Origin of the sequence: Anabaenopsis arnoldii, from assembly GCF_028331025.1 — a bacterium.
Taxonomy (GTDB): domain Bacteria; phylum Cyanobacteriota; class Cyanobacteriia; order Cyanobacteriales; family Nostocaceae; genus Anabaenopsis; species Anabaenopsis arnoldii.
This window is the reverse complement of record NZ_JAQMUH010000033.1, coordinates 43017-66191: the sequence shown is the minus strand read 5'-3', so window position 1 is coordinate 66191 and position 23175 is coordinate 43017. Positions and strand designations below refer to the sequence as shown.

The following is a 23175-nucleotide window of genomic DNA, read 5'->3' as shown; positions in this document are numbered from 1 at the left end:
ATTATCTTGTGAACATTTGTACTGAACTACGAAGAGATATATACTCCCAACTTGACTGTTAAATGAATCCAGAAAACTTAGAAACCTACATCAATCATCCAACTTGGGGTTTGCTTTATCGGATCTGTATGGTCGATGACAACCAGGATCTATTCACTACACTTTATGCCCAACGTTTATTTTTTGTGGTGTCCAACGATATTAAAGGTCTCAAATTTCAGTCCATAGGACGTACTGAAGCCCGAATGTTGTTGGAAAATCGCTTGCGTACTCTGCGTCGCAGTGGTCCATCCCAGGAGTACGATCAACTTCAGAGTGTTTTCCAGCGCACATTCCAATGACCAGTTCCATGAGCGAACGTATTACTAACATTTGTGGTTCACTACCTGCTTCAGTGCGATTGGTGGCTGTGAGTAAGACATTTCCCCCTGAAGCAATTCGCGCTGCTTATCATGCCGGAATTCGTAATTTTGCCGAGAACCGCATCCAAGAAGCAGCCAGTAAACAAGCCCAGTTACAAGACTTATCGGATATTACATGGCACTTTATTGGCAGTTTGCAAAGCAATAAAGCTAAAAAAGCCATGGAATTATTTGACTGGATTCACTCAGTGGATAGTTTAAAACTGGCAGAACGTTTAAATCAATTGGCAGCACAGTTAGGAGTCAGTCCTCAGGTTTGCCTACAAGTGAAAATCCTCCCTGACCCTAATAAGTCAGGTTGGAGCGTTCCCCAACTACTAGCCGACTTACCGGCTCTGAACAAATGTGAGGATTTACAAATTCAGGGTTTAATGACAATTCCCCCTTTAGGATTGAATGAAGCGGAAACAATGGATGTATTTAAAAATACATATAAATTAGCTAAAGAAATCGAGCAGCAAAACTGGTCGCACCTAAAAATGCGGGAAGTTTCCATGGGTATGTCGGGGGACTACCAACTGGCAGTACAGGCTGGGGCAACTATGGTAAGATTAGGTACTATCTTATTTGGTGAGAGAAGTTAGGATATGAACCATTAATTTTTTGCTTCTGGTATTAATATTACTAGGGATAAAATACACAGATATGTTCATCCCTGGTTATGTATGAGCATACAAAAAATAAAATTCAGTCAAGATGAGTAGCAAAAAAATCCGGGAAAGAAAATTTTTACCCGGAACAATAATTACGCTGTAATCTTGACGCGTTATTTTGTGTAAGTTAATCTACAGGCGTTCCCTCAAATTTCAATTGACTAACCCTATTTGCAATAAAAGCTATAAACGGCAAGAAAATTATTCAATCTTAGCTGTGTACTGAGCTACTATGGCTACATTAATTACTGGCCAAATCAATAAGGGTAACTTTTATCAGGAGCATAAAAATGAATAACATTTTTACTAAACTTCGAGACTTTGTAGGTCTCAATGAACAGGTGGAATACGAATATTACGAAGAGGAACCGGAAACAGATCCTGGTCGCTACCAGAACCTGTATCAAGAGGAAAATCCCCAAGCACCACCACCAGCACCGGCTAGTGTTCAAAATCGACGCTGGCAGGAACCCATGACTACAATGGGTAATGATATAGCCTCAGGATCGAAGCCTACCATGGGGAATGTGATTAACATGCCAGGAGCAATTAACGGAATTTCAGAAGTGTTAGTACTTGAGCCTCGAACATTTGAAGAAATGCCCGAAGCTATTAAAGCACTCAGAGAGCGTAAGTCAGTTGTTTTAAACTTGACGATCATGGATCCTGATCAAGCACAACGAGCTGTAGATTTCGTAGCTGGGGGAACCTACGCCCTGGACGGACATCAAGAGCGCATTGGAGAAAGTATCTTTTTGTTTACCCCCAGTTGTGTGCAAGTTAGTACCCCGGGGACAGTTCTGCATGAAGTACCACAAGCGCCCCCTCGTCCTTCACGTCCCTCAAATACTTCTAGTCAATGGGGTACAGACCTTAACAGAATGGTGCAATGAAGTTCCATTAGTTCAACTCAAATTTTTGATGATTGTAGGAGCAGGTTTAACCAAAATGGTATTATGCCATCAATGAAGGGTTTAAATCTGCTCTGATTGACTATATAACTTAATGACTATTAAATTGGGCTTAATTGGTGGCGGAGTAATGGGAGAAGCGCTATTATCCCGCTTGATTGACCGGGGAATCTATCAACCATCGGAAGTGATGGTGAGTGAACCCCAACCGACACGCCAAAATTATTTAAGGCAAACATATAATGTAAATGTAAATACAGATAATTGTGTTGTATTCACGGAATCGAGAGAAGTAGTATTATTAGCGGTAAAGCCCCAGGTGTTCAGTGCGATCGCTCAAGAATTAGCAGATGTCCTGACTACAAAAATATCGCCCCTGGTAATTTCGATTTTGGCAGGAGTGTCTTTAAGCCAACTAGAATCAGCATTCCCTGAACTACCAGTAATTAGAGCTATGCCCAACACCCCCGCCACAGTGGGGGAGGGAATTACAGCTTTGTGTTTAGGAGCATATACTAATGGTAAGCATCACAAACTAGCACAGCAAGTTTTTTCGGCAGTGGGGCAAGTGGTAGATGTATCAGAAATGCTCATGGATGCAGTGACAGGACTGTCTGGTAGTGGTCCGGCTTACGTAGCTTTAATGGTGGAATCATTGGCTGATGGAGGAGTAGCCGCAGGTTTACCCAGGGGTCTGGCTAATCAGCTGGCTGTGCAAACTGTATTGGGCACAGCAAAACTCCTGCAAGAACACAAAATCCACCCCGGAGAACTCAAAGACAGGGTAACCAGTCCCGGTGGAACCACTATTGCTGGTATTGCCCAACTGGAAAGGGCAGGATTTCGCTCGGCTTTAATTGAAGCAGTCAAAGCGTCGGCACTGCGATCGCAAGAGTTGGGGCAGTGAGGAAAAATCGCCTCATGACCAAGGGCAAATACCCGTTAATATAGTAAAAAAGTCCGGTTGCAAATTTGATTGAGTGAATTATCCCGCACCATCTCCAGAACTAGACTTAGGGTTAATATTTCCCTTTGCACTGGATCAGTTCCAAAAAGATGCGATCGCGTCCCTAAATTCTGGACGCTCCGTAGTCGTATGTGCCCCTACAGGTTCGGGCAAAACGTTAGTTGGGGAATATGCCATCTATAGAGCCTTATCCCGGGGTAAGCGTGTATTTTACACCACGCCCCTGAAAGCTCTGTCCAATCAAAAATTACGTGATTTTCGTGAGGAATTTGGCTATGAGTTGGTGGGATTGTTAACTGGAGATAATTCCATTAACAGGGATGCACCAATTCTGGTGATGACCACAGAAATCTTCCGCAATATGCTCTATGGCACACCCATAGGGCAGGTGGGCATTTCCCTAGTAGACGTTGAGGCCGTAGTGCTAGATGAGTGTCACTACATGAATGACCGCCAGCGGGGGACAGTTTGGGAAGAATCCATCATCTACTGTCCTCGTGAAATTCAGCTAGTAGCCCTCTCCGCAACTGTTGCCAACAGCGATCAACTCACTGACTGGTTAAATCGCGTTCACGGTCCGACAGACCTGATTTATTCGGATTTTCGTCCCGTTCCCCTAGAATTTTACTACTGCAATCCCAAGGGGCTGTTTCCTCTGCTCAATGAAAGTAAAACTAAAATTAACCCCCGTCTGGCCAATAGAGGCAAAAGAAAACAACAAGACAGGGGCAGAACCGGCAGACCAGAAGCACCGGGGATAGCTTACACCCTCAGTCAGCTACAGCAAAGGGATATGCTCCCGGCGATTTACTTTATATTCAGTCGTCGCGGATGTGATCAGGCGGTGGCAGAAGTTGGTGATTTATGGCTAGTCAATAATGATGAGTCGCAAATATTACGGCGGCAAATTGATGATTTTTTAACCCGAAATCCTGATGCTGGGCGTTCTGGACAAATTGCCCCTCTATACAGAGGTATTGCTGCTCACCATGCCGGAATTTTACCTGCGTGGAAAGGACTAGTAGAGGAACTATTTCAGCAGGGGCTAATTAAAGTAGTATTTGCTACGGAAACCTTGGCAGCAGGGATCAATATGCCAGCCCGGACAACAGTAATTTCTACCCTTTCCAAACGTACTGATTCTGGACATCGCCTACTAAACGCTTCTGAATTCCTCCAGATGGCAGGACGGGCAGGTCGCCGAGGCATGGATCTACAAGGTCATGTAGTTACAGTACAAACCCCCTTTGAAGGCTCAAAAGAAGCGGCGTATTTAGCTACATCTAAACCAGACCCCCTGGTGAGTCAGTTTACACCTAGCTATGGTATGGTACTAAACTTGCTGCAAATCCACACACTTGAACAAGCCAGGGAACTGATAGAACGCAGCTTTGGGCAGTACATGGCAACACTGCATTTAAGACCAGAGTATGAAGAAATTGCCTCGCTACAAACCCAATTAGCCGAACTCAAAGCACAAATCGCCACGGTTAATGAACATGAACTAGCAGTTTATCAGAAATTGCGGCAACGTTTGAAAGTCGAACGCCAGTTATTGACAACACTGCAAGAACAAGCTCTAGAAAGTCGCCAAGAAGAATTTGTGATGATGTTGAGCTTTGCAGTGACAGGAACTCTGTTGAGTCTCAAGGGGAAAGACGTAGATGTGTCTATACCTATAACAGCGGTCTTAGTGGGAAAAACACCTAGTGCTGCTTCAGAAGCTCCTTACTTGGTGTGTTTAGGACAAGATAATCGCTGGTATGTAGTCACAACTGCCGATGTAATCGATTTGTATGCTGAGTTGCCACGGGTGGATGTACCAGAGCAGATCGTACCACCCCCAGATTTACAGTTAAAACCGGGGAAATCACTTCGCGGTAATCACGAAACATTTGCGATCGCTCAACGTATTCCTCCAGTACAAGCCTCATTGTATATGTCCCCAGAAGTAGCCGCACAACTGGGTCGCGTTACCGCAGTCCAAGAGGAATTAGAAGCTAATCCCATCCATAAATCTGGCAATGTCAGCAAGATTTTTAAACGCCGCGCTCGTTATGTGGAATTAGAAGCCGAACTCGAAGAATTAGAATTACAAGTCGCGCAACACTCACAACACCATTGGGAAGAATTTGTTAATTTAATTTCTATTTTGGAATACTTTGAGTGTTTAGATAACTTAGTCCCCACACAGTTAGGACAAATTGCTGCCGCCATTCGCGGAGAAAATGAATTATGGCTGGGTTTGGTGTTCGCTAGTGGTCAATTGGACAATTTAGATCCCCACCATCTAGCCGCCGCAGTTGCAGCTTTAGTCATCGAACCCCCCCGCCCAGATAGTAGAGTTCACTTTGAACTTAGTAACGAAGTCGTAGAAGCTTTGGCAACACTGCGGGGAATTCGCCGCAAAATATTTCAACTGCAAAGGCGGTACAATGTCGCTTTGCCCATCTGGTTGGAATTTGAATTAATTGCCATAGTAGAACAGTGGTCTCTGGGGAAACAGTGGACAGAACTCTGTGAGAATACTACTTTGGATGAAGGCGATGTCGTGAGAATTTTACGCCGGACTTTAGATTTATTATCCCAGATCCCCCATGTTCCCCATTTGTCTAAAGATTTCCAGCGTAATGCTTATCGGGCGATGCAATTAATTGATAGGTTCCCAGTTAATGAGGCGGCTGATTAATTGCAGCGCATTTCATCGATGTCAGGTATACCAGGGCGGGCACCATGCTCACCCCACAAGAGTTTTAAGATTCATATACTACCTAATCTCCTGCCAAAATCCTATATGTTTATGGCAAACTTCAGATGTAATTAATTTTAAACACTAGCAATTTTTCAAAAGGAAAATAACGATGCGACTATCAAAAATGTTATTTGTTACACTCAGGGATGATCCGGCTGATGCTGAGATTCCTAGCCATAAACTATTACTGCGGGCGGGTTATATTCGTCGTATCGGTAGCGGTATTTATACGTATTTGCCGTTAATGTGGCGGGTATTACAAAAGGTTTCCCAAATTGTCCGGGAGGAAATGAACGCCACTGGAGCACAAGAATGTCTCTTACCCCAGTTACAACCGGCTGAGTTGTGGCAGGAGTCGGGACGCTGGGATACTTACACTAAGGCTGAGGGGATTATGTTTTCCCTGGTTGACCGCCGTGAACAACAGTTGGGATTAGGGCCCACTCATGAGGAAGTGATCACGACTATTGCTCGTGATATGATTCGCTCCTATCGTCAATTACCTTTACATTTATACCAAATTCAAACTAAATTCCGCGATGAGATTCGCCCCCGGTTTGGGTTGATGCGGGGGCGGGAATTTATTATGAAGGATGGTTATTCTTTCCATGTGGATGAGGTCAGTCTTAAGGAAACCTACCAAGATATGTATCAGGCCTATAGCAATATGCTCCGCCGTTCTGGTTTAGCATTCCGGGCTGTAGAAGCTGACTCTGGGGCTATTGGCGGTTCTGGTTCTACAGAATTTATGGTGTTGGCGGATGCTGGAGAGGATGAAGTTCTTTACACTCCAGATGGTAAATATGCCGCTAATGTGGAAAAGGCGGTTTCTTTAGCTGTGGATGCGGTAATCTCTCCGTTTACAACCTATGAGAAACGGGAAACACCAGGAACACAGACTATTGAGCAAGTATGTCAACTGCTCAATTGTTCTCCTACTCAAGTTGTGAAAAATGTCCTTTACCAAACTGTTTATGACAATGGTGTGACTGTATTGTTTTTGGTGAGTATCCGCGGTGACCAAGAAGTGAATGAGGTGAAGTTGCAGAATGAATTGACTAAACTTGCTTCTAACTATGGTGCTAAGGCTATTATTAGCTTGGATGTACCCAATGCCGAAATGCAGCAAACATGGGCGGCTAAATCTTTACCTTTAGGTTATATTGCCCCTAATCTGGGAGATGATTATATTGCGGCTCGTAAGGATTTACATCCTCAGTTTGTCCGGTTAGTTGATAAAACGGCCGTCGATTTAAAAAACTTTGTTACAGGTGCTAATGAATCAGGTTATCACGTTGTTGGTGCTAATTGGGGAGAACAATTCGAGTTACCTAGTTTAGTGGTAGATATACGTAAGGCTAGACCGGGCGATCGCGCTGTTCATGACCCTAATCAAATTCTTCAAACCGCTAGAGGGATTGAAGTAGGACATATTTTTCAATTGGGTACTAAGTACTCCCAAACTATGGTAGCAATGTATACGAACGAACAAGGGGAAGAAAACCCCCTATTTATGGGCTGTTATGGTGTGGGTGTATCACGACTAGCACAATCGGCTGTAGAACAATCCTATGATAAAGATGGGATTATTTGGCCAGTAGCGATCGCACCTTATCATGCAATTGTCACAATTCCTAACGTTAAAGACGCTCAACAGGTGGAAGTAGCCGAAAAACTGTACACTGAACTTAACAAAGCTGGTGTGGAAACATTACTTGATGACCGGGATGAACGGGCTGGAGTAAAATTTAAAGATGCCGATTTAATTGGTATACCCTACAGAATAGTTACAGGTCGGGCTATTAACAATGGCAAAGTAGAAGTAGTGAAACGCGCCACCCATGAAACTCAAGAAATAGCCATCGAGGAAGTAGTTAATACTCTGGAACAGTGGGTTAATGAGGCATTAGCAGTATAATATACATCCTTGCCGGGGCAGGTATCTTGCCTGCGATTGTATCTATGACCAATAATCAAAGGTTAAGCCCGCCCCCGGCTTGAGAATGGAGGTTACCCGTGGACAGGTTAGCTAAAATTAAAGCTGAAATCAAGTTACTATAGGTGCAGGATGACTTGCTGAAATACCCTCACCCAGGGGATTTTTAATTTCCGTTCCGAAATTGTCTTCAAATTAGCAAAATATCAAGTCAATAGAATTCAGACAAATCAAGCCTTCTTGAGATTTCAAGAAACTCCCACTCATGGATATCGTCTTTTATCAGGCTGCTCTTGTGAACCACACTATCTCAGTCTCCTGTCAGGAACCTTTTAAATATGAACAACCAACAAGGATCTAAACGTATTTCTTCTGGTGTAATTGCAGCAGTCTCAGCAGCAGTTGTATTAGTGGGTGGTGGTGTAGCTTGGCTTGCTTCTAATCAGCCTCCTACACCAATCAGACCATCTCAAACTATTACGCCAAGAGATCCTGTGCAAGGGCAAACACCTCATGTTTACTGGCTTAAACCAAGGGATACAGGGTTGGATTTGGTTCCCCAACCGGTGGAAATAGCTGCTACGCAACCCAACCAAGTTTTAGAAAGAGCCTTCCAAGCTTTATTGGCCGGACCAACAGAAGGGACAGATTCTACAACCATCCCCCCAGAAACCAAGTTGCTGGGGCTGAAAATGGAGAATGGTGAGGTTCATGTTAATTTATCTGAAGATTTTACTAAAGGTGGCGGTTCAACATCGATGGTCGGTCGCATTGGACAAGTTATTTATACAGCCACAACACTAGATCCAAATGCGAAAGTATACATTGAGGTCGAGGGAGAACAGTTGGAGTTTTTAGGTGGGGAGGGTGTGGAAGTGTTGCAGCCATTGACTCGTCAAAGCTTTGAGCAAAACTATCCGCTTTAATCCCCTCCTGCAAAGGTCTAATGTGTACACACAAGTCTAAAACTTTTGATTTGGGTACGGTGTGTTATGGACTTTAGTCCTAACGCACCGAAAATTCAGGATGGTACGTTGCGCTACGCGACAACACACCCTCCAAAAAAGCTACTCAGTTTAAATCAATACATACGGCACTTTTCAAGTAAATAAAGTACACAGCTGAATATCATAAATCTTGTGGGGTGGGCATCGGTGCCCGCCCTTTTGTACCTAACTCAGATGAAAGGCGCTGTAAAAGACTTTATTAGTGGGGTTTGACCTCACCCCCAGCCCCTCTCCTTGCCAAGCAGAGGGGTAGAACCTTTGAGTTCTCGCTTTTTGGGCTGGTGTGTACGCGGCAGAAAAGGTAGGGGATCTCACTCTTGCGTGATTGATATCTTGATAAATTAATACCTAATCGGGGTTAATTCGCATCAAAACTTGGCCATATTCCACCGGTTCGCCATTTTGCAGCAGAATCTCCATGATTTGTCCGGATACTTCTGCCTCAATTTCATTCATCAGTTTCATCGCTTCAATGATACAGACTGTTTGACCGCTACGGACGCGATCGCCCACTTTCACAAAAGGTGCTTCACCTGGTGCGGGAGCGCTATAAAAGGTTCCTACCATGGGGGAAGGAACTTCTACTAGTCTTTTATCAATCAGTGATGGGGGATTTGCTGGTAACTGCACAGTAGAAGCAGTGGCAGTATTATCCAAAACACGACTTGTTCCCACCTCGACGATCTGATTTGGCGATTCGGTAAGTTTCTCTCGCTCTGATTTGCGTACTGTTAGTTCAAAGTCATCGCTTTTAAGTGTTACTTCTGCAATGTCTGTTTGGGCGATAGTTGCCAGTAGTTGGCGGATTTCATTAAATTCCAATGGCACAGTTTTTATTACCTCGACCTAACCGTAAGTCAAAATTATCAATGTGGCAGGGATTTAATCCCTATATATAGGGACTGAAATCAAAATTGCTTGGTGGTCACAAAGTCAACTTATTCCCTGCCTAAGTATTTATCTTCACGGGTATCAATTTTGATACGCTCACCCTGAGCAACAAACAATGGCACCATGATGATTGCTCCTGTTTCCAGAGTAGCTGGCTTAGTTCCACCTGTAGCCGTATCACCCTTGATACCTGGATCGGTTTGGACAATTTCCAACACCACAGAGTTGGGTAATTCCACCTCTAGAACTTGCTCCCCCCAACGAACAACGTTAACTTCCATACCTTCTTTCAGGTACTTGACGCGATCGCCTATTTGCGCTGCGCTCAATCTGCTTTCTTCGTAGGTTTCCATATCCATAAAGACGAACTCATCGCCCTCCTTATAGGTATGCTGCATCGTGCTTTTTTCCAAATTGGCTTGTGGTACAGTTTCCCCGGCGCGGAATGTTCTTTCTAGCACCTTGCCAGTTTGGACACTCTTGAGAGTTGTACGTACAAAGGCAGAACCTTTGCCTGGTTTAACGTGGAGAAATTCTACTACTCGCCATACAGACCCATCCAAGACAATTGATACACCGGGTCGAAAGTCGTTACTAGAGATCATGAAGCTTTAAGTTTTGGAAGACAATCGGCATTTATTGTACCCTTCAAGAGTCGTAATTAGTAGTTAATCATCAAGTAATTAGTCAATTCATTCAGGTATGGTGAGTCAGCGCGGTCTTTTTGATTGGCAGCAACAAGCAACTCACAAACCCTACAGGACAAACTAGACCGTGATAGATAATTTTAGCCCCGATCCTAAATTCCCTCATTACTCAGCACTCGTACTGTGGGAAGATGATTGATGGGTTAAGCCCAGCCAACAATGTGATGTTGCATTTGAGTTATTCCATCATGTTTAACATATTAAAATCCTGGCTGAAAAACAGCCTAATGGGAATATTGTTAATAACAATATTTTTAGGCATAAATACAGCGACCTGGACTCCTCCTAGTCACGCAGCCCTGCCATCTGGAAATGCTATTACTGAAGGCAAGGCTTTATTAAGGTATGCACTCCCGATAGAGAATAAACCAGTCCGGCGACTGCAAGCCAGTTTAGAGGATATCTCTACCCAACTGCGGGCAAATCGGCGATGGGGTGCTATCTCTAGCGACCTGAAAACAGCGTCACGGATTCTCGATAGACCTAACCAAATCCTAGCAAGCGTTCCCGAAGAACGCCAACCTCAAGCCGAAGCTTGGATTAACCAGTTAAAATCTGGGGTCGATTCACTCCAAGCAGCGGTACAACTTAAAGATAAACAACAAATTCTAGAAGGTAGAAATAAACTCCTCGATGTAGTCACCCAGTTAGAAGAATCAATGGTGACTGCATTCCCCTTTGAAGTACCTGCTGAGTATAGTAACCTGCCTCAACTCAAAGGTCGGGCTACAGTGGCTGTTAAAACTAACAAAGGTGACTTGACTGTGGTGGTAGACGGTTATAGCGCCCCCGTCACAGCTGGTAACTTTGTGGATTTAGTGCAACGAGGTTTTTATGACGGTTTAGAATTTACCCGTTCAGAAGAGTCTTACGTGCTGCAAACCGGAGATCCACCAGGAAAAGAATTAGGTTTCATTGATCCGAAAACTGGCAAATACCGCGCTATTCCTTTAGAAATATTAGTGGAAGGCGAGAAAGAACCCACTTATGGCATTACTCTTGAAGAAGCTGGGCGTTATCTCGATATGCCAGTTCTGCCTTTTTCTTCCTTTGGGGCATTGGCAATGGCTCGCCCAGAAGGTGAAGTAAATGGAGGTTCTTCTCAATTTTTCTTCTTTTTGTTTGAGCCAGAACTCACTCCTGCCGGACGAAACCTCTTAGACGGTCGCTATGCCGTTTTTGGCTATCTCATTGATGGTAAAGAAATTTTGGATAAACTCAAAGAAGGTGACAAAATTGAATCGGCAGCTGTGATTCAAGGAATAGAAAACTTGGTTCAGCCGTCAGCCGCCTAGAAAGGTAGAGATTTCTAGATAAATACGAAAGTTGGGGGAGTTTTTAATTATACTCCTCTTTTATTTGACTAATCACTGATGACTCAAGTTAAAGATATTGGCGAACAAGGTATTTTAGAGAAATTGCAGCGTTTCTGCCCCCCAGGAATGATTGGGGATGATGCAGCTGTCCTTTTAACCTCACCAGAAAAATCTTTAGTAGTCACAACAGATGTGCTGGTGGATGGTGTGCATTTTAGTGATGTCACCACATCCCCAGAAGATGCTGGTTGGCGGGCTGTGGCTGCTAATTTATCCGATTTGGCAGCAATGGGGGCCACTCCTATGGGCATTACCATCGGTTTGGCGCTACCGGGTGAGGTGATGGTGAGTTGGGTTGAGCGCTTATATCAAGGAATGACAGAATGCCTCCAGAAATACAATACCGTCATTGTTGGCGGTGACATCGTGCGATCGCCGGTCACCACCATAGCCATTACTGCCTTTGGTCAAGTTCATCCCCAAAGGATTATCCGACGTTCTGCGGCGCAAGTGGGTGATGCGATCATGGTCACTGGTGTTCATGGAGCATCCCAAGCCGGCTTAGAATTGCTCTTACATCCCGAATTGAGGCAAAACCTCACCGATGCAGAACAAAGGACACTAATCACAGTACACCAGCGCCCACAACCCAGATTAGATGTTTTACCCATACTCTGGCAAATTCTCGAATCCTATTTTCCATCCCACCACCCCCCTATAGCCGGTATGGACAGCAGCGACGGCTTGGCGGATGCCATTTTGCAAATTTGCCGCGCCAGTGGTGTTGGCGCTATCCTACAAAGCAGCCTAATCACCTTACCAGGTAGTTTTCAGCATTGGCTGACACCAGAAAAAGCTCTAGAATATGCCCTTTACGGCGGTGAAGACTTTGAATTAGTGCTGTGCCTACCAGAAGTTATTGCCAATCACTTGGTGACAACACTCGGTGAAAGCGCTGCCATAGTGGGAACTATTACCACAGGTTCCCAAGTAGTCGTACAAGATAAAGAGCAAAAAAAACGCGAAAAATTACAAATTTTCCGCGGATTTCAACATTTTACCGATTGAGACTCTCACCGTTGTGCCTTTGGCTGTAACAGGAGATTCTTGCTTGAGAGGTTTGTCTGGCTTCCAGTTATCTTTGTTTTGAAAACCCCACCAGACTCACCTCCACAAGCATCTATTTAACGTCCACTGGCTGTCCAACAGCAGACAACAAAAAACTAGTTATTTATCGTTTCTTTCCTATCGCAAGATCTGTTGCTCTTGCTTCAGTTACAGATGATTTCAAAGTCATCACTAATTACTAATGACTAAACCCACTTTTGGGCTACCAGTTCTGCTAAATCTAGAACTCTTTGGCTGTAACCCCACTCATTGTCGTACCAAGCCATCACCTTCACCATATCATTACCCATGACTAAAGTCAAGTTGGCATCGACAATCGAAGATGCATCAGTACCTTGATAATCTGAAGAGACCAATTGTAGTTCGCTGTAGTCCAAAATGCCCTTGAGTGGACCTTCAGAAGCCTCCTTGAGAGCTTGATTCACTTCTTCAGTAATAGTACGTTTTTCAACTTGAACTACGAAATCTACCATTGAAACGTTAGGAGTTGGTACCCGCAAAGCCACACCATTAAGTTTACCTTTGAGGTCTGGGATTACTAGTGCTACTGCTTTTGCTGCACCAGTGGAGGTGGGAACAATGTTAATAGCTGCAGCCCGTGCGCGTCGTAAATCCCGGTGAGAAGCGTCTAGCAAACGCTGGTCGCCGGTGTAGCTGTGGGTGGTGGTCATCGTACCTTTGATGATCCCGAATTTGTCGTTTAATACCTTGGCTATCGGAGCCAAGCAGTTGGTAGTACAGCTGGCGTTACTAATGATGTTGTGCTGGTTGTGGTCATATTCGTGATGATTCACTCCCATGACAAAAGTACCATCCTCGTTTTTACCAGGTGCGGTGATCAGAACTTTTTTCGCTCCAGCATTCATGTGCTTTTGCGCTCCCTCTCGGCTGGTAAATACGCCTGTTGCTTCGATAATCAGATCAATTCCCCACTCTTTCCAAGGTAAGTTTTCTGGGTTGCGATCTGATACGCATTTAATAGTCTTACCATTAACGATGATGGAGTTGTCATCGGCTGTAATATCAGCATTCTTTAACTTCCCAAGCATTGAGTCATACTTGAGGAGATGAGCATTAGTTCTAGGGTCTGATGTGTCATTGACAGCAACAAGCTCAATGTTGCTATTTTCTCTGCCTACCCAGCAGCGTGCAAAGTTACGTCCGATGCGCCCAAAACCATTGATTGCGACTCTAATCACAGTGTCTTACCCTCTGTATTTATGCCTATAAATTGATATCTTTGACCCCAATCATATCGCAAAGGGGGGAGTATTAATAACCATAAATTTTCAGATCGATCAAAAAAACACATATTTTATTCAGATTTATCTGAGTAGAGGTTGTGAGTATTAATGTAGGATCTGACGGATTCCGGGACTAAATAACCAATTGACAGGCTTTCCCGGCAAAGTCTCCGAATCAGACTTGAGGAAATTCCTATTAAAGGTATGTCCAATAGTTGCCAGCGAATAGTTAGCGACTGCTGTGTGAGTTGTTGCTCCACTTGCTTGCATATCAGCTCGCTTTGATCTGTCGTCTCACCACCTAGCTGTCGGGGAGCGATTAACCAATCACACATTTGTACTAGTTCCCGTCCACGATACCAACGGGGTAAAGTTTGAAATGTATCCAAACCCGTAATCCAGTACCAGTGAGTATCTGCATAACAACTAGATAAGTCCATGAAGGTATTGATGGCATAGGAGGTTCCAGAGCGTTTTGCCTCGATGGAGGAGACGGTAAATGCTGAGTTTCCTCTTGTGGCTAATTTCAACATTTCCCAGCGATTTTTAAACAAAGCCACTTTTTTATGGGGTGGGTTTAGTGATGGTACCCAAATCACCTTTGACAGAGGTACTTGATATAAAGTTGTTTGGGCTACGAGTAAATGTCCCCAATGAACTGGGTCAAATGTGCCACCAAAGATTCCGATGTGCTGCATTCAGTCATACCTAAACTTGATTCCATATCGCCAGATGATAATACAAATATACTATCTGGCTCAAGCTGACTGGAGAAGTTTCATGGAAAATTTCTCAATTTAAAACTATTTCCACTATTAATAATGTATGACTGTAGCCAACATCACTCAAGAACTGAGTAAAAGGTATTGCGAAATACAATATTTTCTGTCCCGATGCGGCATCAACTCTCAGAATAATCTTAATAACAGTTCCGAAATAGCCAAAACGTTCAAGAAAGGTAAAATCATTCTCAATCAGCAAAAAAACAGAGGAAAATAATCTGAATATCAGGTATAAACAAAATGCAAGTGCAGTTAGTCTAAAAATCAAATTCCTGGTATGATACGCGTGTCATTTGTGATTATGGTGTGGTGTCAGAGGACTCATCAATGAATAATTATGTAGATTTTAGCGGCCGACCATTTCATTTCATTGGAATTGGTGGCATCGGTATGTCTGCCCTAGCATACATTCTGGCCAAGCGTCAAATGCCAGTATCAGGTTCTGACCTTCGTCCGAGTCATATTACGTGCAAGTTGGAGTCGATCGGAACACATATTTTTGGCAGACAGGAGGCTAGTAATCTCGAGTTCTTTCGATCTCGTGAATCAGCTCATAAAGTAATATTAAACTCACCAGAAATATTAGCCGCAGGTAGTAACTCAACACTGCCTCAAGTTGTTTGTTCAACGGCAATTAATGCCAACAATTTGGAATACAAAGCAGCACTGGAATTAGGATGTCCAATTTTGCATCGTTCAGATGTACTAGCAGCCTTGATTTCAGACTACTATAGCATCGCAGTTGCAGGAACCCACGGTAAAACTACTACCAGTAGCATGATTGGCTATATGCTCTTACAAGCTGGTTTAGACCCCACAATTCTGGTGGGTGGTGAGGTTGACGCTTGGGAAGGAAATGCACGATTAGGGGAAAGCAAGTATTTGGTAGCTGAGGCAGATGAATCTGATGGTTCCCTGGTGAAACACAGTCCCGAAATTGGCATTATTACTAATATTGAACTTGATCATCCTGACCACTATGAGACCTTAGAAGAAGTAGTTAGCATCTTCCAAAAATTTGCCTCTAGTTGTAAAATCCTTATAGGTTGTATTGATTGTGATACGGTACGCCATCGTTTCCAACCGACAATTAGCTACAGCCTCAATCCAGAAACAGATGCTGATTATACTGCTACTAATATTGATTATCGCGCTGATGGTACCACAGCCCTGGTTTGGGAGAAAGGCAAACCCTTGGGAGTATTGAATTTGCGTTTGCTCAGTCGGCATAATCTCAGCAATGCCCTGTCGGCAGTAGCTGTTGGTCGAGCCTTGGGTTTAGAGTTTGGCACAATTGCCAAGAGCATTGCCACTTTTGCAGGTGCTAGAAGACGCTTCGAGTTGCGCGGAGAAGTTGGCGGTATTACCTTTATCGATGACTATGCCCACCACCCCAGTGAAATTCGCGCTACTCTTGCTGCAGCACGTCTCCAGTCCAGACCAGGGCAAAGAGTAGTTGCTATTTTTCAACCCCATCGCTACAGTCGCACACTCACCTTCTTAGAAGAATTTGCTGAGTCTTTCGCCCATGCTGATTTAGTTATACTTACAGATATTTACAGTGCTGGCGAACCTAATTTAGGGCAAATTAGCGGTGAACAACTTGCAGTAGCAATAGCCAAACAGCATCCACAGGTGCTTTATGAACCTCATTTACCCTTAATGAGTGAATTCTTGGTACAAACCCTGCGTCCCGGAGATTTAGCACTATTTCTAGGTGCTGGGAATTTAAATCAGGTCATCCCTGAAGTAATTACTACACTTTGTGAACCTGTTACAGCCACATCCTAGATGAGGAAGAACAATTACGGTGGACACTGAGTTACCCCAAGGTTTTTTCCTCTGGCAATGATTCTATTGCCGTATTTTTACGGCACTTAAATGTAAAAATTTCACAAATTTATCTCAAGATGAAAATCTCCCAGGCACTTGGAAATGTCTGCACAGTTTTTGACTCAATTACAGAGAAGCAGGAAAGACAAGATTTAGGTGATAGTAAAATAATTTACTTAAAAGATACGGATTGCGCTATTAAGTCACAAGTTTCTTTATCTGCATTTACTTCTTATAGAGTAGGGGGAGCGGCAGAATGGTACGTTGCTCCTCGTAATTTAGAAGCACTACAGGCTAGTGTTGAGTATGCTAAAACACAAGATTTAGGCGTAATAGTACTGGGTGCAGGTTCCAACCTATTGGTGAGCGATCGCGGTTTACCGGGTTTAGTAATTTCTACTCGTCATCTGCGCCATAGTCACTTTGATCCCCAAACAGGTCAATTAACTGTGGCGGCGGGAGAATCAATTCCCAATCTGGCATGGGAAGCAGCAAAATTAGGTTGGGAAGGATTAGAGTGGGCTGTTGGTATCCCCGGTACAGTTGGGGGTGCTGTGGTCATGAATGCCGGGGCCCATCATAGCTGCATTGCAGATATGTTAGTGAGTGCTCAGGTACTTTTACCCGATGGTACCTTAGAAACTCTGACGGCGGACCAGATAGGTTACAGCTATCGAACTTCATCACTGCAAAATCGTGAATCTTCTACAGGGAACCCTTGCCAACGCATTGTTACCCAAGCCACCTTTCAACTCCAACCAGGTATCGATCCAGCACGAGTTTTGCAAGTAACAAAGGAACACAAAAAACATCGACTAAATACCCAACCCTACAATTTCCCTAGCTGTGGCAGTGTCTTCCGTAATCCTACACCTTATGCTGCTGGTTGGTTAATTGAACAAACAGGTTTAAAAGGACACCAAATTGGCGGAGCGCAAGTAGCACTATTACACGCTAATTTCATCGTCAATCGTGGTGGGGCTAAGGCCAGCGATATTTTCTGTCTGATTCGTCATATTCAACAGCAAGTACAAGAACATTGGTCAATTTGCTTAGAGCCAGAAGTAAAAATGATCGGTGAGTTTCAGGTGGCTGCTTAGGGGAATAAAGATTAGTAATAAAACAGGCAAGCTACCGACCCCATCTATAATGAAATTTGGTTTAATATTAAACGCACGCTGGGAAAATCAGTTATGACAGGAAAAGGACAGGGATTCGGTTTTGGTGGTCTAGGAAAAATGAAAGAACTCGCCGACGCTTTCAAAAAGGCGCAGCAAGTTCAAGAAGGCGCCAGGCAGCTTCAAGAACAATTGGAGCAAATGGAGATTGAGGGAGAGTCCGGCGGTGGACTCGTGAAGGTAATTGTCAGTGGTAACCAAGAACCCAGACGGGTGGAAATTGCCCCAGAGGCCCTAGCACAGGGTGCAGAATTACTTTCTGACCTCGTAACAGTCGCCATGAAAGATGCCTATAGCAAGTCCACCGCAACAATGCGCGAACAAATGGAAGTCTTGACCAGCGGTCTGGAACTCCCTAATTTTTAATCGTTAGCTGTAGAGACGCCATGGGTTGCGTCTCTACACTCAAAAACCATTAAACTAGTGTCTGTAGATTTTTGACCCTGGAGGGTTGCTAAGTAGAATTTTTATGCCTTATAAGCTGCTGTTTGTTTGCCTGGGGAATATCTGTCGCTCCCCATCGGCAGAAAATATTATGAATCATCTTATTGACCAGTCTGGATTGAGCGATCGCATCCTCTGCGACTCTGCTGGTACATCCAGTTATCACATTGGTAGTCCGCCAGATAGACGCATGAGTGCGGCTGCTAGTGCAAAGTTAGGGATTAAACTGCGTGGTCACGCGCGGCAATTTCAAAAATTAGACTTTCAGGAATTTGATATGATATTGGCAATGGATCAAGAGAACTATGAGAATATCCTGGCTCTTGACCCCAGTGGGCAGTATGACCATAAAGTTTACTTAATGTGTAAGTTCTGCTCTCGCTATACCCTCAAGGAAGTTCCAGACCCTTACTATGGTGGAGTGGAAGGCTTCCATCAAGTGATTGATTTACTTGTGGATGCTTGTGAAGGTCTACTCACATACATTACCAGTCAGCAAGTAGAAAGCTAAATCTATTCAACCAAGCCATGGGTAATAGCAAAGCGCACTAGCTCCGCTCGGTTGCTGGTTTCAGTTTTTCTTAATAAACTGCTAACATACTTTTCTACAGTTCTCGGGCTCAAGTGTAGTTCACCTCCTATATCAGCATTAGATAAACCATGAGTCAACAGTTCCAAAACTTCTTGTTCTCTGGGGGTCAAGGATAGGAACTGATGGGATTCCCCAATACCCGCCCATAGAGAATTTGGCATTGTCACCTCTTTGGAAGGTATGAAATTGCCTAAATTCTCTTTATAAGACCGGCGGTATTCAGATCGAATAATTTGCGATCGCTCTAAAAGATTACGAATTGCTGCTGCTAACTCCTCGAGTTCAAATGGCTTAGGTAAATACAAATCGCAGCCAGACTGGTAGCCAAGAATTCTTTCCTGGGTTTTAGTGCGTGCTGTTAATAAAATTACAGGTAATAACCGGAATGTCGGTTGCTGCCGTACCCGACGCACCAGTTCATAGCCGTTTATTCGTGGCATAATAATATCAGTAACAATCAAATCAGGATGGTAATTCTCTACCATTCTCAAAGCTTCTTGACCGTCATTCGCCGTCACTACGGAGTAGCCAGACAGTTCAAGATAATCACTAATGGATAGACGAGTGCCCGGGTCGTCATCCACAACAAGAATAGTCAAGGGCATGGACAATACACCCCTAGCATTTTTTAACTCAGATTAACGGATTTATCCGAGGTACATCAGTGAACGCAAGCAGAAATAGTATTCTTATGTTTCATAGTATGACACGATTACCAGCTCTTGAGTCTCTTATTTTTGATTTATGAGGAAAACCTTAAATACTGAGTCAGTATTGCCAAATTACAACCAAGTTCGATTTGGAATGCTGAAAGGCTATAGGTAGCTTTTTAACTCTTAACAATAAACCAACCATCTACAGATAATACTCGCTATAGTGTAAATTAATATTTACTCTCCTCTAACTTTTAATTGACAATTGAAAAAAGTTAAATTAAAAGAATATGGACTAACGCTGATATGAATATCACACTTACAGCCAATCCAAACATTTTTCCAGCACATTTAAGTACAAAAAAGTTTTTCAATGAGCGAAAAGAGCGAAAGCTACAAAGTTATTAGTGACAACCGTCAAGCCCGTTATTTGTATGAAATCCTAGAAACCTTTGAAGCGGGAGTTGAGTTGACAGGAACAGAAGTTAAATCAATTCGAGCCGGTAGAGTTAATCTCCAAGATGGTTATGCGTTGATTCGTGATGGCGAAGCATGGCTAATCAACGTCCATATTTCTCCTTACAACGCTAGTGGTCAATATTTTAATCATGAGCCGCGTCGTACCCGCAAGCTGTTACTACATCGGCAAGAAATTCGTAAGTTAATTGGGAAGGTGGAACAGCAAGGTTTAACACTAGTGCCATTAAAAATGTACCTCAAACGAGGCTGGGTAAAAGTGAGTATAGCCCTTGGTAAAGGTAAAAAAATCCATGACAAACGTGAATCCCTCAAAAAACGGCAAGATCAACGTGATATGCAACGAGCGATGAAAAATTATTAAGCTTCATTGACCTCTCTATATATCCTCAGTGTGAGTTTAGAGAAAGCCGAGTTTATGGCTACGGATTGATTGGGTGAGTTATGGGAATCGATAAACTAGTGGGTAAAGTTGGAAGGGATGAGAGATTTTCACCATGACACCTATTTTGACCAAAGCAGTTGGTGCTGGCTTTCTCACTTTGAGTATGGCAATATTGCCTTTAACTCTACCTGTAAATGCCCAAGTTACTGAACCGAGAGTTGAGACTACACCCAGAACAACAGTTTACGAACGCCAGGATTTTGATTGGGGTTGGTTAGGATTAATTGGGCTATTTGGTTTGGCTGGTTTAGCTGGTAGAAAAAGTGGCGGGGAACCTACTGCTTATCGTGAACCCACTGCTCCTAGTACTACAACATATAGGGACTAAGCCTTGATACTTTCCGGGCTGAAGCTGCGGATATTGTTGGTTTAACGAGTCCACTTAGATTAGACTCCTTGCGGCATCTAACCCAGAGGAGGTTCTCTCTTAATCACGTTACTTTGGGGAAGCCCTCCCCTAGCTGGATGATTCCTAATTTTGTTGGACTTAATACTGTTCGTGCAACTTTTAAGCTAATCAAAGCGATTAAACTAGATTAACTACGGCATCCGTCAATTCTGACTCCTCAGAAAGCACGATAGAATCATGGGTCACGGTGAAGGCAGTTGCTTGCAAAGCACGCAATAAAATATTGCGTGCGCCATTTACATCGCGAGAAATCTGTATTCCGCAATGTGGACATTTAAAAACTTTGTTTCCACCTAATTTATGGTGAACATGACCGCAGTTACCACAGGTTTTTGATGTATATGATTCGTTACAAAGAACGACTATTACACCTTTTCTTTGTGCAGCTTGCTTGAGATGTCGCTCAAATTTGTAATGGGAAAGAGTCAGCATTTGCCGTACAGACTTACTGTTGATTTTGCGTTTCTTCCCCTTACGTCTTTTAATCACCATTTGACTAGAATCAAAGGTTGGTAAGTAAATTACTTTGTAGGAATTAACAAGCAAGTTAACAGCTTTGTTATGCAAATGTTTAATTAAATTCTCAATTCTTTCTCTTACACGATTAGCAGCAATACGCATCTTTCTACGTTGACGGCATCTTGTTTTGGTAGATTTTACCTATTCGCAGCGGAAGGGAGTAGAACTATGGAATAGAAACCCATATCTACACTTGTCAAGTTGCAGATTGCCGTTAGGCAGTTAGATTTTTATACAGGTTCTTTACCGTTCGGTGTTGATATCAATATATCACAAAATTACTCAGGCGTAAACGCATTAAACAGCCTTCTCCCAAGGGGAGACGCTGCGCGAACATCCATTGCCTAAAGTACAGAATATGGCTGCATCCGCCTGTTCCTCAAGGGTTTTCGGCATTTTGGTTATAAAACTTCACAATTACTTCGCCACGGTGAGTTCATTTGTGGCTCCTGAATTCTGCTGTTGATTGGACTTTAGCTTGGTCTGGGTTTTCCGTGAGTTGAAGTCACATTTTGACTGTGGTCTTCAGGTATGGGTGTCCAGTAACTAGCAATTATAGCCACCATTAACCACCAAAGCGTATTGACTTCAGGACGAAACCAAATAGTATCTACAGTCCCATGAGCTAGCATCCCCGTTACAGTAGCCAATGCTCCCATCAACCAAAATCCCTCTACACTCCTAGATTGCCGCAATCGTCGCACTTGTACAAATGCTTTATTAAACGTCACAATCATCAGCCATAAGAAACAGCCTAAACCCGCCAAACCAGTTTCTACAGCCACCTCTAAAAAAACAGAATAGGCACTTAAAGCCGTATAACGAGGACGTTGGTAGAGTGGATAAACTTGATTAAAAGAGTTATGACCGGGGCCAATCCCAATCATGGGGCGATCGCGAATCATCTCAAACACAGCATCCCAAACATTTCTACGAAAATTATTACTGCTATCTTGACGACCCGAAAAAATACTTAAAACTCTCAGGCGCACTGGCTCGACAAATATCACTGCTAGCAACAGTAACCCAATCATACCTCCCAGAATTATCGGCAGTGACCAAGTACGCCAAAAAGGAGGCATTTCCACACTCCACCAGTAAACTAGTAAGGCCATGGCAGTCAGTACAGCCACTACTAGACCAATCCAGCCACCACGACTAAAAGTGAGAACTAAACAAGCAGCATTAGCTGTAAACATAGTTAATGCTAAAGCTTTCTTGATCCTGCTATCCCAAGCAAAAATTGCTACTAGGCTTAAAGCTACCGCCGGTACAAGATATCCAGCCAATAAATTGGGGTTACCTAAATAACTATAAACCCTAGTTGTCTGAGCTAGAGGAGATTCTGGGTCTACCCAAGTTGCTAGTGATCGAGCTTTGAAAAACCACTGCCGCAACCCGTATATACTTACTACTAAAGATATATGTAAATACAGGATAATTATCCAAGACCGCACACGAGGCGATCGCAACACCCTAGCACACAGGGCAAACAGCAGTAGATAAAGTGTTAATACTACCAAATCTTTAAACGCTGCTTGCTTGACTGGTGATAACGCTGTAGAGACTAGAGCAATTGCCCAGTAAAGTAACACCAGCAGATGAATGGGGGTAAATAACGGCGTATTTGCCGGTGCTGATTCATCAGATAAGGTCAACAACAGCCAAAATCCGACACAAGCTAATAGTAACAGTCCGACTAAGCTACTGGATACAAAAGGGGCAAGAGCATATAGCAAGCTAAGGAAAACTACTGCGATGCTGTCTCCCCACTGCATCAAAATGCTACTTTGCCGCCAAGAGTGTAATAACCCCACCAAATAGCGGCGTAAGTAGCTTGTTTCCAGATATTCTTTGATTGGTAAATCAGATAAAGTAAATCGTTGCCAGAGTAAATTCATTATGGGTT

At 43.5% G+C, this 23175-nt stretch carries 22 protein-coding genes; 15 read left to right on the top strand and 7 right to left on the bottom strand.

Translation table 11 applies throughout. The annotated features are described in order from the left end of the window. Window positions 1–62 precede the first annotated feature (62 nt). The 7 genes from pipX to PN457_RS02510 all read left to right on the top strand — a co-directional run bounded on the left by pipX (window position 63) and on the right by PN457_RS02510 (window position 8567). Complete coding sequence (gene pipX, locus PN457_RS02540; protein WP_271731134.1) at window positions 63–341, top strand: transcriptional coactivator PipX; 279 nt, start codon at window positions 63–65, stop codon at window positions 339–341. Further along, window positions 338–1006, top strand: a complete 669-nt coding sequence (locus PN457_RS02535) for a YggS family pyridoxal phosphate-dependent enzyme (protein WP_271731133.1) — start codon at window positions 338–340, stop codon at window positions 1004–1006. The genes pipX and PN457_RS02535 overlap by 4 nt, the downstream gene beginning before the upstream one ends. A gap of 359 nt (window positions 1007–1365) precedes the next feature. Continuing rightward, on the top strand, window positions 1366–1968 hold the full coding sequence (locus PN457_RS02530; RefSeq protein WP_271731132.1) for a cell division protein SepF: 603 nt from the start codon (window positions 1366–1368) through the stop codon (window positions 1966–1968). 112 nt (window positions 1969–2080) lie between these two features. Further along, a complete protein-coding gene (gene proC, locus PN457_RS02525; RefSeq protein ID WP_271731130.1) occupies window positions 2081–2893 on the top strand; it encodes a pyrroline-5-carboxylate reductase in 813 nt (270 codons plus the stop codon). 73 nt (window positions 2894–2966) lie between these two features. Continuing rightward, a complete protein-coding gene (locus tag PN457_RS02520) occupies window positions 2967–5642 on the top strand; it encodes a DEAD/DEAH box helicase (RefSeq protein ID WP_271731129.1) in 2676 nt (891 codons plus the stop codon). Window positions 5643–5814: 172 nt separating this feature from the next. Further along, complete coding sequence (locus PN457_RS02515) at window positions 5815–7623, top strand: proline--tRNA ligase (RefSeq protein WP_271731128.1); 1809 nt, start codon at window positions 5815–5817, stop codon at window positions 7621–7623. Window positions 7624–7979: 356 nt separating this feature from the next. Beyond that, on the top strand, window positions 7980–8567 hold the full coding sequence (locus tag PN457_RS02510) for a GerMN domain-containing protein (protein ID WP_271731127.1): 588 nt from the start codon (window positions 7980–7982) through the stop codon (window positions 8565–8567). A gap of 429 nt (window positions 8568–8996) precedes the next feature. On the opposite strand, the gene accB is transcribed toward PN457_RS02510, so the two are convergent. Further along, window positions 8997–9476: an acetyl-CoA carboxylase biotin carboxyl carrier protein gene (gene accB / locus PN457_RS02505; protein WP_271731126.1), complete on the bottom strand. Its 480-nt coding sequence runs from the start codon at window positions 9474–9476 to the stop codon at window positions 8997–8999. Window positions 9477–9586: 110 nt separating this feature from the next. After that, window positions 9587–10144, bottom strand: coding sequence for an elongation factor P (efp, locus tag PN457_RS02500; RefSeq protein WP_271731125.1), 558 nt, complete (start codon window positions 10142–10144; stop codon window positions 9587–9589). A 290-nt stretch (window positions 10145–10434) separates the two neighbouring features. On the opposite strand from efp, the gene PN457_RS02495 reads away from it, so the two are divergent. Next, window positions 10435–11541, top strand: a complete 1107-nt coding sequence (locus PN457_RS02495; RefSeq protein ID WP_271731124.1) for a peptidylprolyl isomerase — start codon at window positions 10435–10437, stop codon at window positions 11539–11541. A 78-nt stretch (window positions 11542–11619) separates the two neighbouring features. Next, on the top strand, window positions 11620–12630 hold the full coding sequence (thiL, locus tag PN457_RS02490) for a thiamine-phosphate kinase (protein WP_271731123.1): 1011 nt from the start codon (window positions 11620–11622) through the stop codon (window positions 12628–12630). Between the two features lie 245 nt (window positions 12631–12875). On the opposite strand, the gene PN457_RS02485 is transcribed toward thiL, so the two are convergent. Beyond that, window positions 12876–13889, bottom strand: coding sequence for a type I glyceraldehyde-3-phosphate dehydrogenase (locus tag PN457_RS02485; protein WP_271731122.1), 1014 nt, complete (start codon window positions 13887–13889; stop codon window positions 12876–12878). 116 nt (window positions 13890–14005) lie between these two features. Next, on the bottom strand, window positions 14006–14632 hold the full coding sequence (gene nadD / locus PN457_RS02480; protein WP_271731121.1) for a nicotinate (nicotinamide) nucleotide adenylyltransferase: 627 nt from the start codon (window positions 14630–14632) through the stop codon (window positions 14006–14008). Between the two features lie 411 nt (window positions 14633–15043). Between nadD and murC the strand changes: the two genes are divergently transcribed. The 4 genes from murC to PN457_RS02460 all read left to right on the top strand — a co-directional run bounded on the left by murC (window position 15044) and on the right by PN457_RS02460 (window position 18682). Beyond that, a complete protein-coding gene (gene murC / locus PN457_RS02475) occupies window positions 15044–16507 on the top strand; it encodes a UDP-N-acetylmuramate--L-alanine ligase (RefSeq protein ID WP_271731120.1) in 1464 nt (487 codons plus the stop codon). A 119-nt stretch (window positions 16508–16626) separates the two neighbouring features. Further along, window positions 16627–17649 carry a UDP-N-acetylmuramate dehydrogenase gene (murB, locus tag PN457_RS02470; RefSeq protein WP_271731118.1) on the top strand — a complete coding sequence of 341 codons (1023 nt, stop codon included), beginning with the start codon at window positions 16627–16629 and terminating at the stop codon, window positions 17647–17649. Between the two features lie 93 nt (window positions 17650–17742). Further along, window positions 17743–18093 carry a YbaB/EbfC family nucleoid-associated protein gene (locus PN457_RS02465; protein ID WP_271731116.1) on the top strand — a complete coding sequence of 117 codons (351 nt, stop codon included), beginning with the start codon at window positions 17743–17745 and terminating at the stop codon, window positions 18091–18093. Between the two features lie 103 nt (window positions 18094–18196). Further along, the gene (locus PN457_RS02460) at window positions 18197–18682 is read left to right on the top strand and encodes a low molecular weight protein-tyrosine-phosphatase (RefSeq protein ID WP_271731115.1); all 486 of its coding nucleotides are present in this window, start codon (window positions 18197–18199) and stop codon (window positions 18680–18682) included. Window positions 18683–18684: 2 nt separating this feature from the next. On the opposite strand, the gene PN457_RS02455 is transcribed toward PN457_RS02460, so the two are convergent. Continuing rightward, window positions 18685–19368, bottom strand: coding sequence for a response regulator transcription factor (locus PN457_RS02455; RefSeq protein WP_271731114.1), 684 nt, complete (start codon window positions 19366–19368; stop codon window positions 18685–18687). A 421-nt stretch (window positions 19369–19789) separates the two neighbouring features. Between PN457_RS02455 and smpB the strand changes: the two genes are divergently transcribed. Both smpB and PN457_RS02445 read left to right on the top strand, forming a co-directional pair. Then, window positions 19790–20257: an SsrA-binding protein SmpB gene (gene smpB / locus PN457_RS02450; protein ID WP_271731112.1), complete on the top strand. Its 468-nt coding sequence runs from the start codon at window positions 19790–19792 to the stop codon at window positions 20255–20257. A 133-nt stretch (window positions 20258–20390) separates the two neighbouring features. Continuing rightward, window positions 20391–20666, top strand: a complete 276-nt coding sequence (locus PN457_RS02445; protein WP_271731110.1) for a WGxxGxxG family protein — start codon at window positions 20391–20393, stop codon at window positions 20664–20666. Between the two features lie 198 nt (window positions 20667–20864). Here PN457_RS02445 and PN457_RS02440 read toward each other — a convergent pair whose 3' ends face one another. Continuing rightward, window positions 20865–21368: a transposase gene (locus PN457_RS02440; protein WP_271731108.1), complete on the bottom strand. Its 504-nt coding sequence runs from the start codon at window positions 21366–21368 to the stop codon at window positions 20865–20867. 371 nt (window positions 21369–21739) lie between these two features. Then, window positions 21740–23167 carry an IctB family putative bicarbonate transporter gene (locus tag PN457_RS02435; RefSeq protein WP_271731106.1) on the bottom strand — a complete coding sequence of 476 codons (1428 nt, stop codon included), beginning with the start codon at window positions 23165–23167 and terminating at the stop codon, window positions 21740–21742. Between the last annotated feature and the right edge of the window lie 8 nt (window positions 23168–23175).

What these genes read in the sequence shown, in the direction of transcription:
- pipX (WP_271731134.1), top strand. Translation starts at nt 63, where the DNA reads ATGAATCCAGAAAACTTAGAAACCTACATCAATCATCCAACTTGGGGT.
- PN457_RS02535 (WP_271731133.1), top strand. Translation starts at nt 338, where the DNA reads ATGACCAGTTCCATGAGCGAACGTATTACTAACATTTGTGGTTCACTA.
- PN457_RS02530 (WP_271731132.1), top strand. Translation starts at nt 1,366, where the DNA reads ATGAATAACATTTTTACTAAACTTCGAGACTTTGTAGGTCTCAATGAA.
- proC (WP_271731130.1), top strand. Translation starts at nt 2,081, where the DNA reads ATGACTATTAAATTGGGCTTAATTGGTGGCGGAGTAATGGGAGAAGCG.
- PN457_RS02515 (WP_271731128.1), top strand. Translation starts at nt 5,815, where the DNA reads ATGCGACTATCAAAAATGTTATTTGTTACACTCAGGGATGATCCGGCT.
- PN457_RS02510 (WP_271731127.1), top strand. Translation starts at nt 7,980, where the DNA reads ATGAACAACCAACAAGGATCTAAACGTATTTCTTCTGGTGTAATTGCA.
- efp (WP_271731125.1), bottom strand. Translation starts at nt 10,144, where the DNA reads ATGATCTCTAGTAACGACTTTCGACCCGGTGTATCAATTGTCTTGGAT.
- PN457_RS02495 (WP_271731124.1), top strand. Translation starts at nt 10,435, where the DNA reads ATGTTTAACATATTAAAATCCTGGCTGAAAAACAGCCTAATGGGAATA.
- thiL (WP_271731123.1), top strand. Translation starts at nt 11,620, where the DNA reads ATGACTCAAGTTAAAGATATTGGCGAACAAGGTATTTTAGAGAAATTG.
- nadD (WP_271731121.1), bottom strand. Translation starts at nt 14,632, where the DNA reads ATGCAGCACATCGGAATCTTTGGTGGCACATTTGACCCAGTTCATTGG.
- murC (WP_271731120.1), top strand. Translation starts at nt 15,044, where the DNA reads ATGAATAATTATGTAGATTTTAGCGGCCGACCATTTCATTTCATTGGA.
- murB (WP_271731118.1), top strand. Translation starts at nt 16,627, where the DNA reads ATGAAAATCTCCCAGGCACTTGGAAATGTCTGCACAGTTTTTGACTCA.
- PN457_RS02465 (WP_271731116.1), top strand. Translation starts at nt 17,743, where the DNA reads ATGACAGGAAAAGGACAGGGATTCGGTTTTGGTGGTCTAGGAAAAATG.
- PN457_RS02460 (WP_271731115.1), top strand. Translation starts at nt 18,197, where the DNA reads ATGCCTTATAAGCTGCTGTTTGTTTGCCTGGGGAATATCTGTCGCTCC.
- PN457_RS02455 (WP_271731114.1), bottom strand. Translation starts at nt 19,368, where the DNA reads ATGCCCTTGACTATTCTTGTTGTGGATGACGACCCGGGCACTCGTCTA.
- smpB (WP_271731112.1), top strand. Translation starts at nt 19,790, where the DNA reads ATGAGCGAAAAGAGCGAAAGCTACAAAGTTATTAGTGACAACCGTCAA.
- PN457_RS02445 (WP_271731110.1), top strand. Translation starts at nt 20,391, where the DNA reads ATGACACCTATTTTGACCAAAGCAGTTGGTGCTGGCTTTCTCACTTTG.
- PN457_RS02440 (WP_271731108.1), bottom strand. Translation starts at nt 21,368, where the DNA reads ATGCGTATTGCTGCTAATCGTGTAAGAGAAAGAATTGAGAATTTAATT.
- PN457_RS02435 (WP_271731106.1), bottom strand. Translation starts at nt 23,167, where the DNA reads ATGAATTTACTCTGGCAACGATTTACTTTATCTGATTTACCAATCAAA.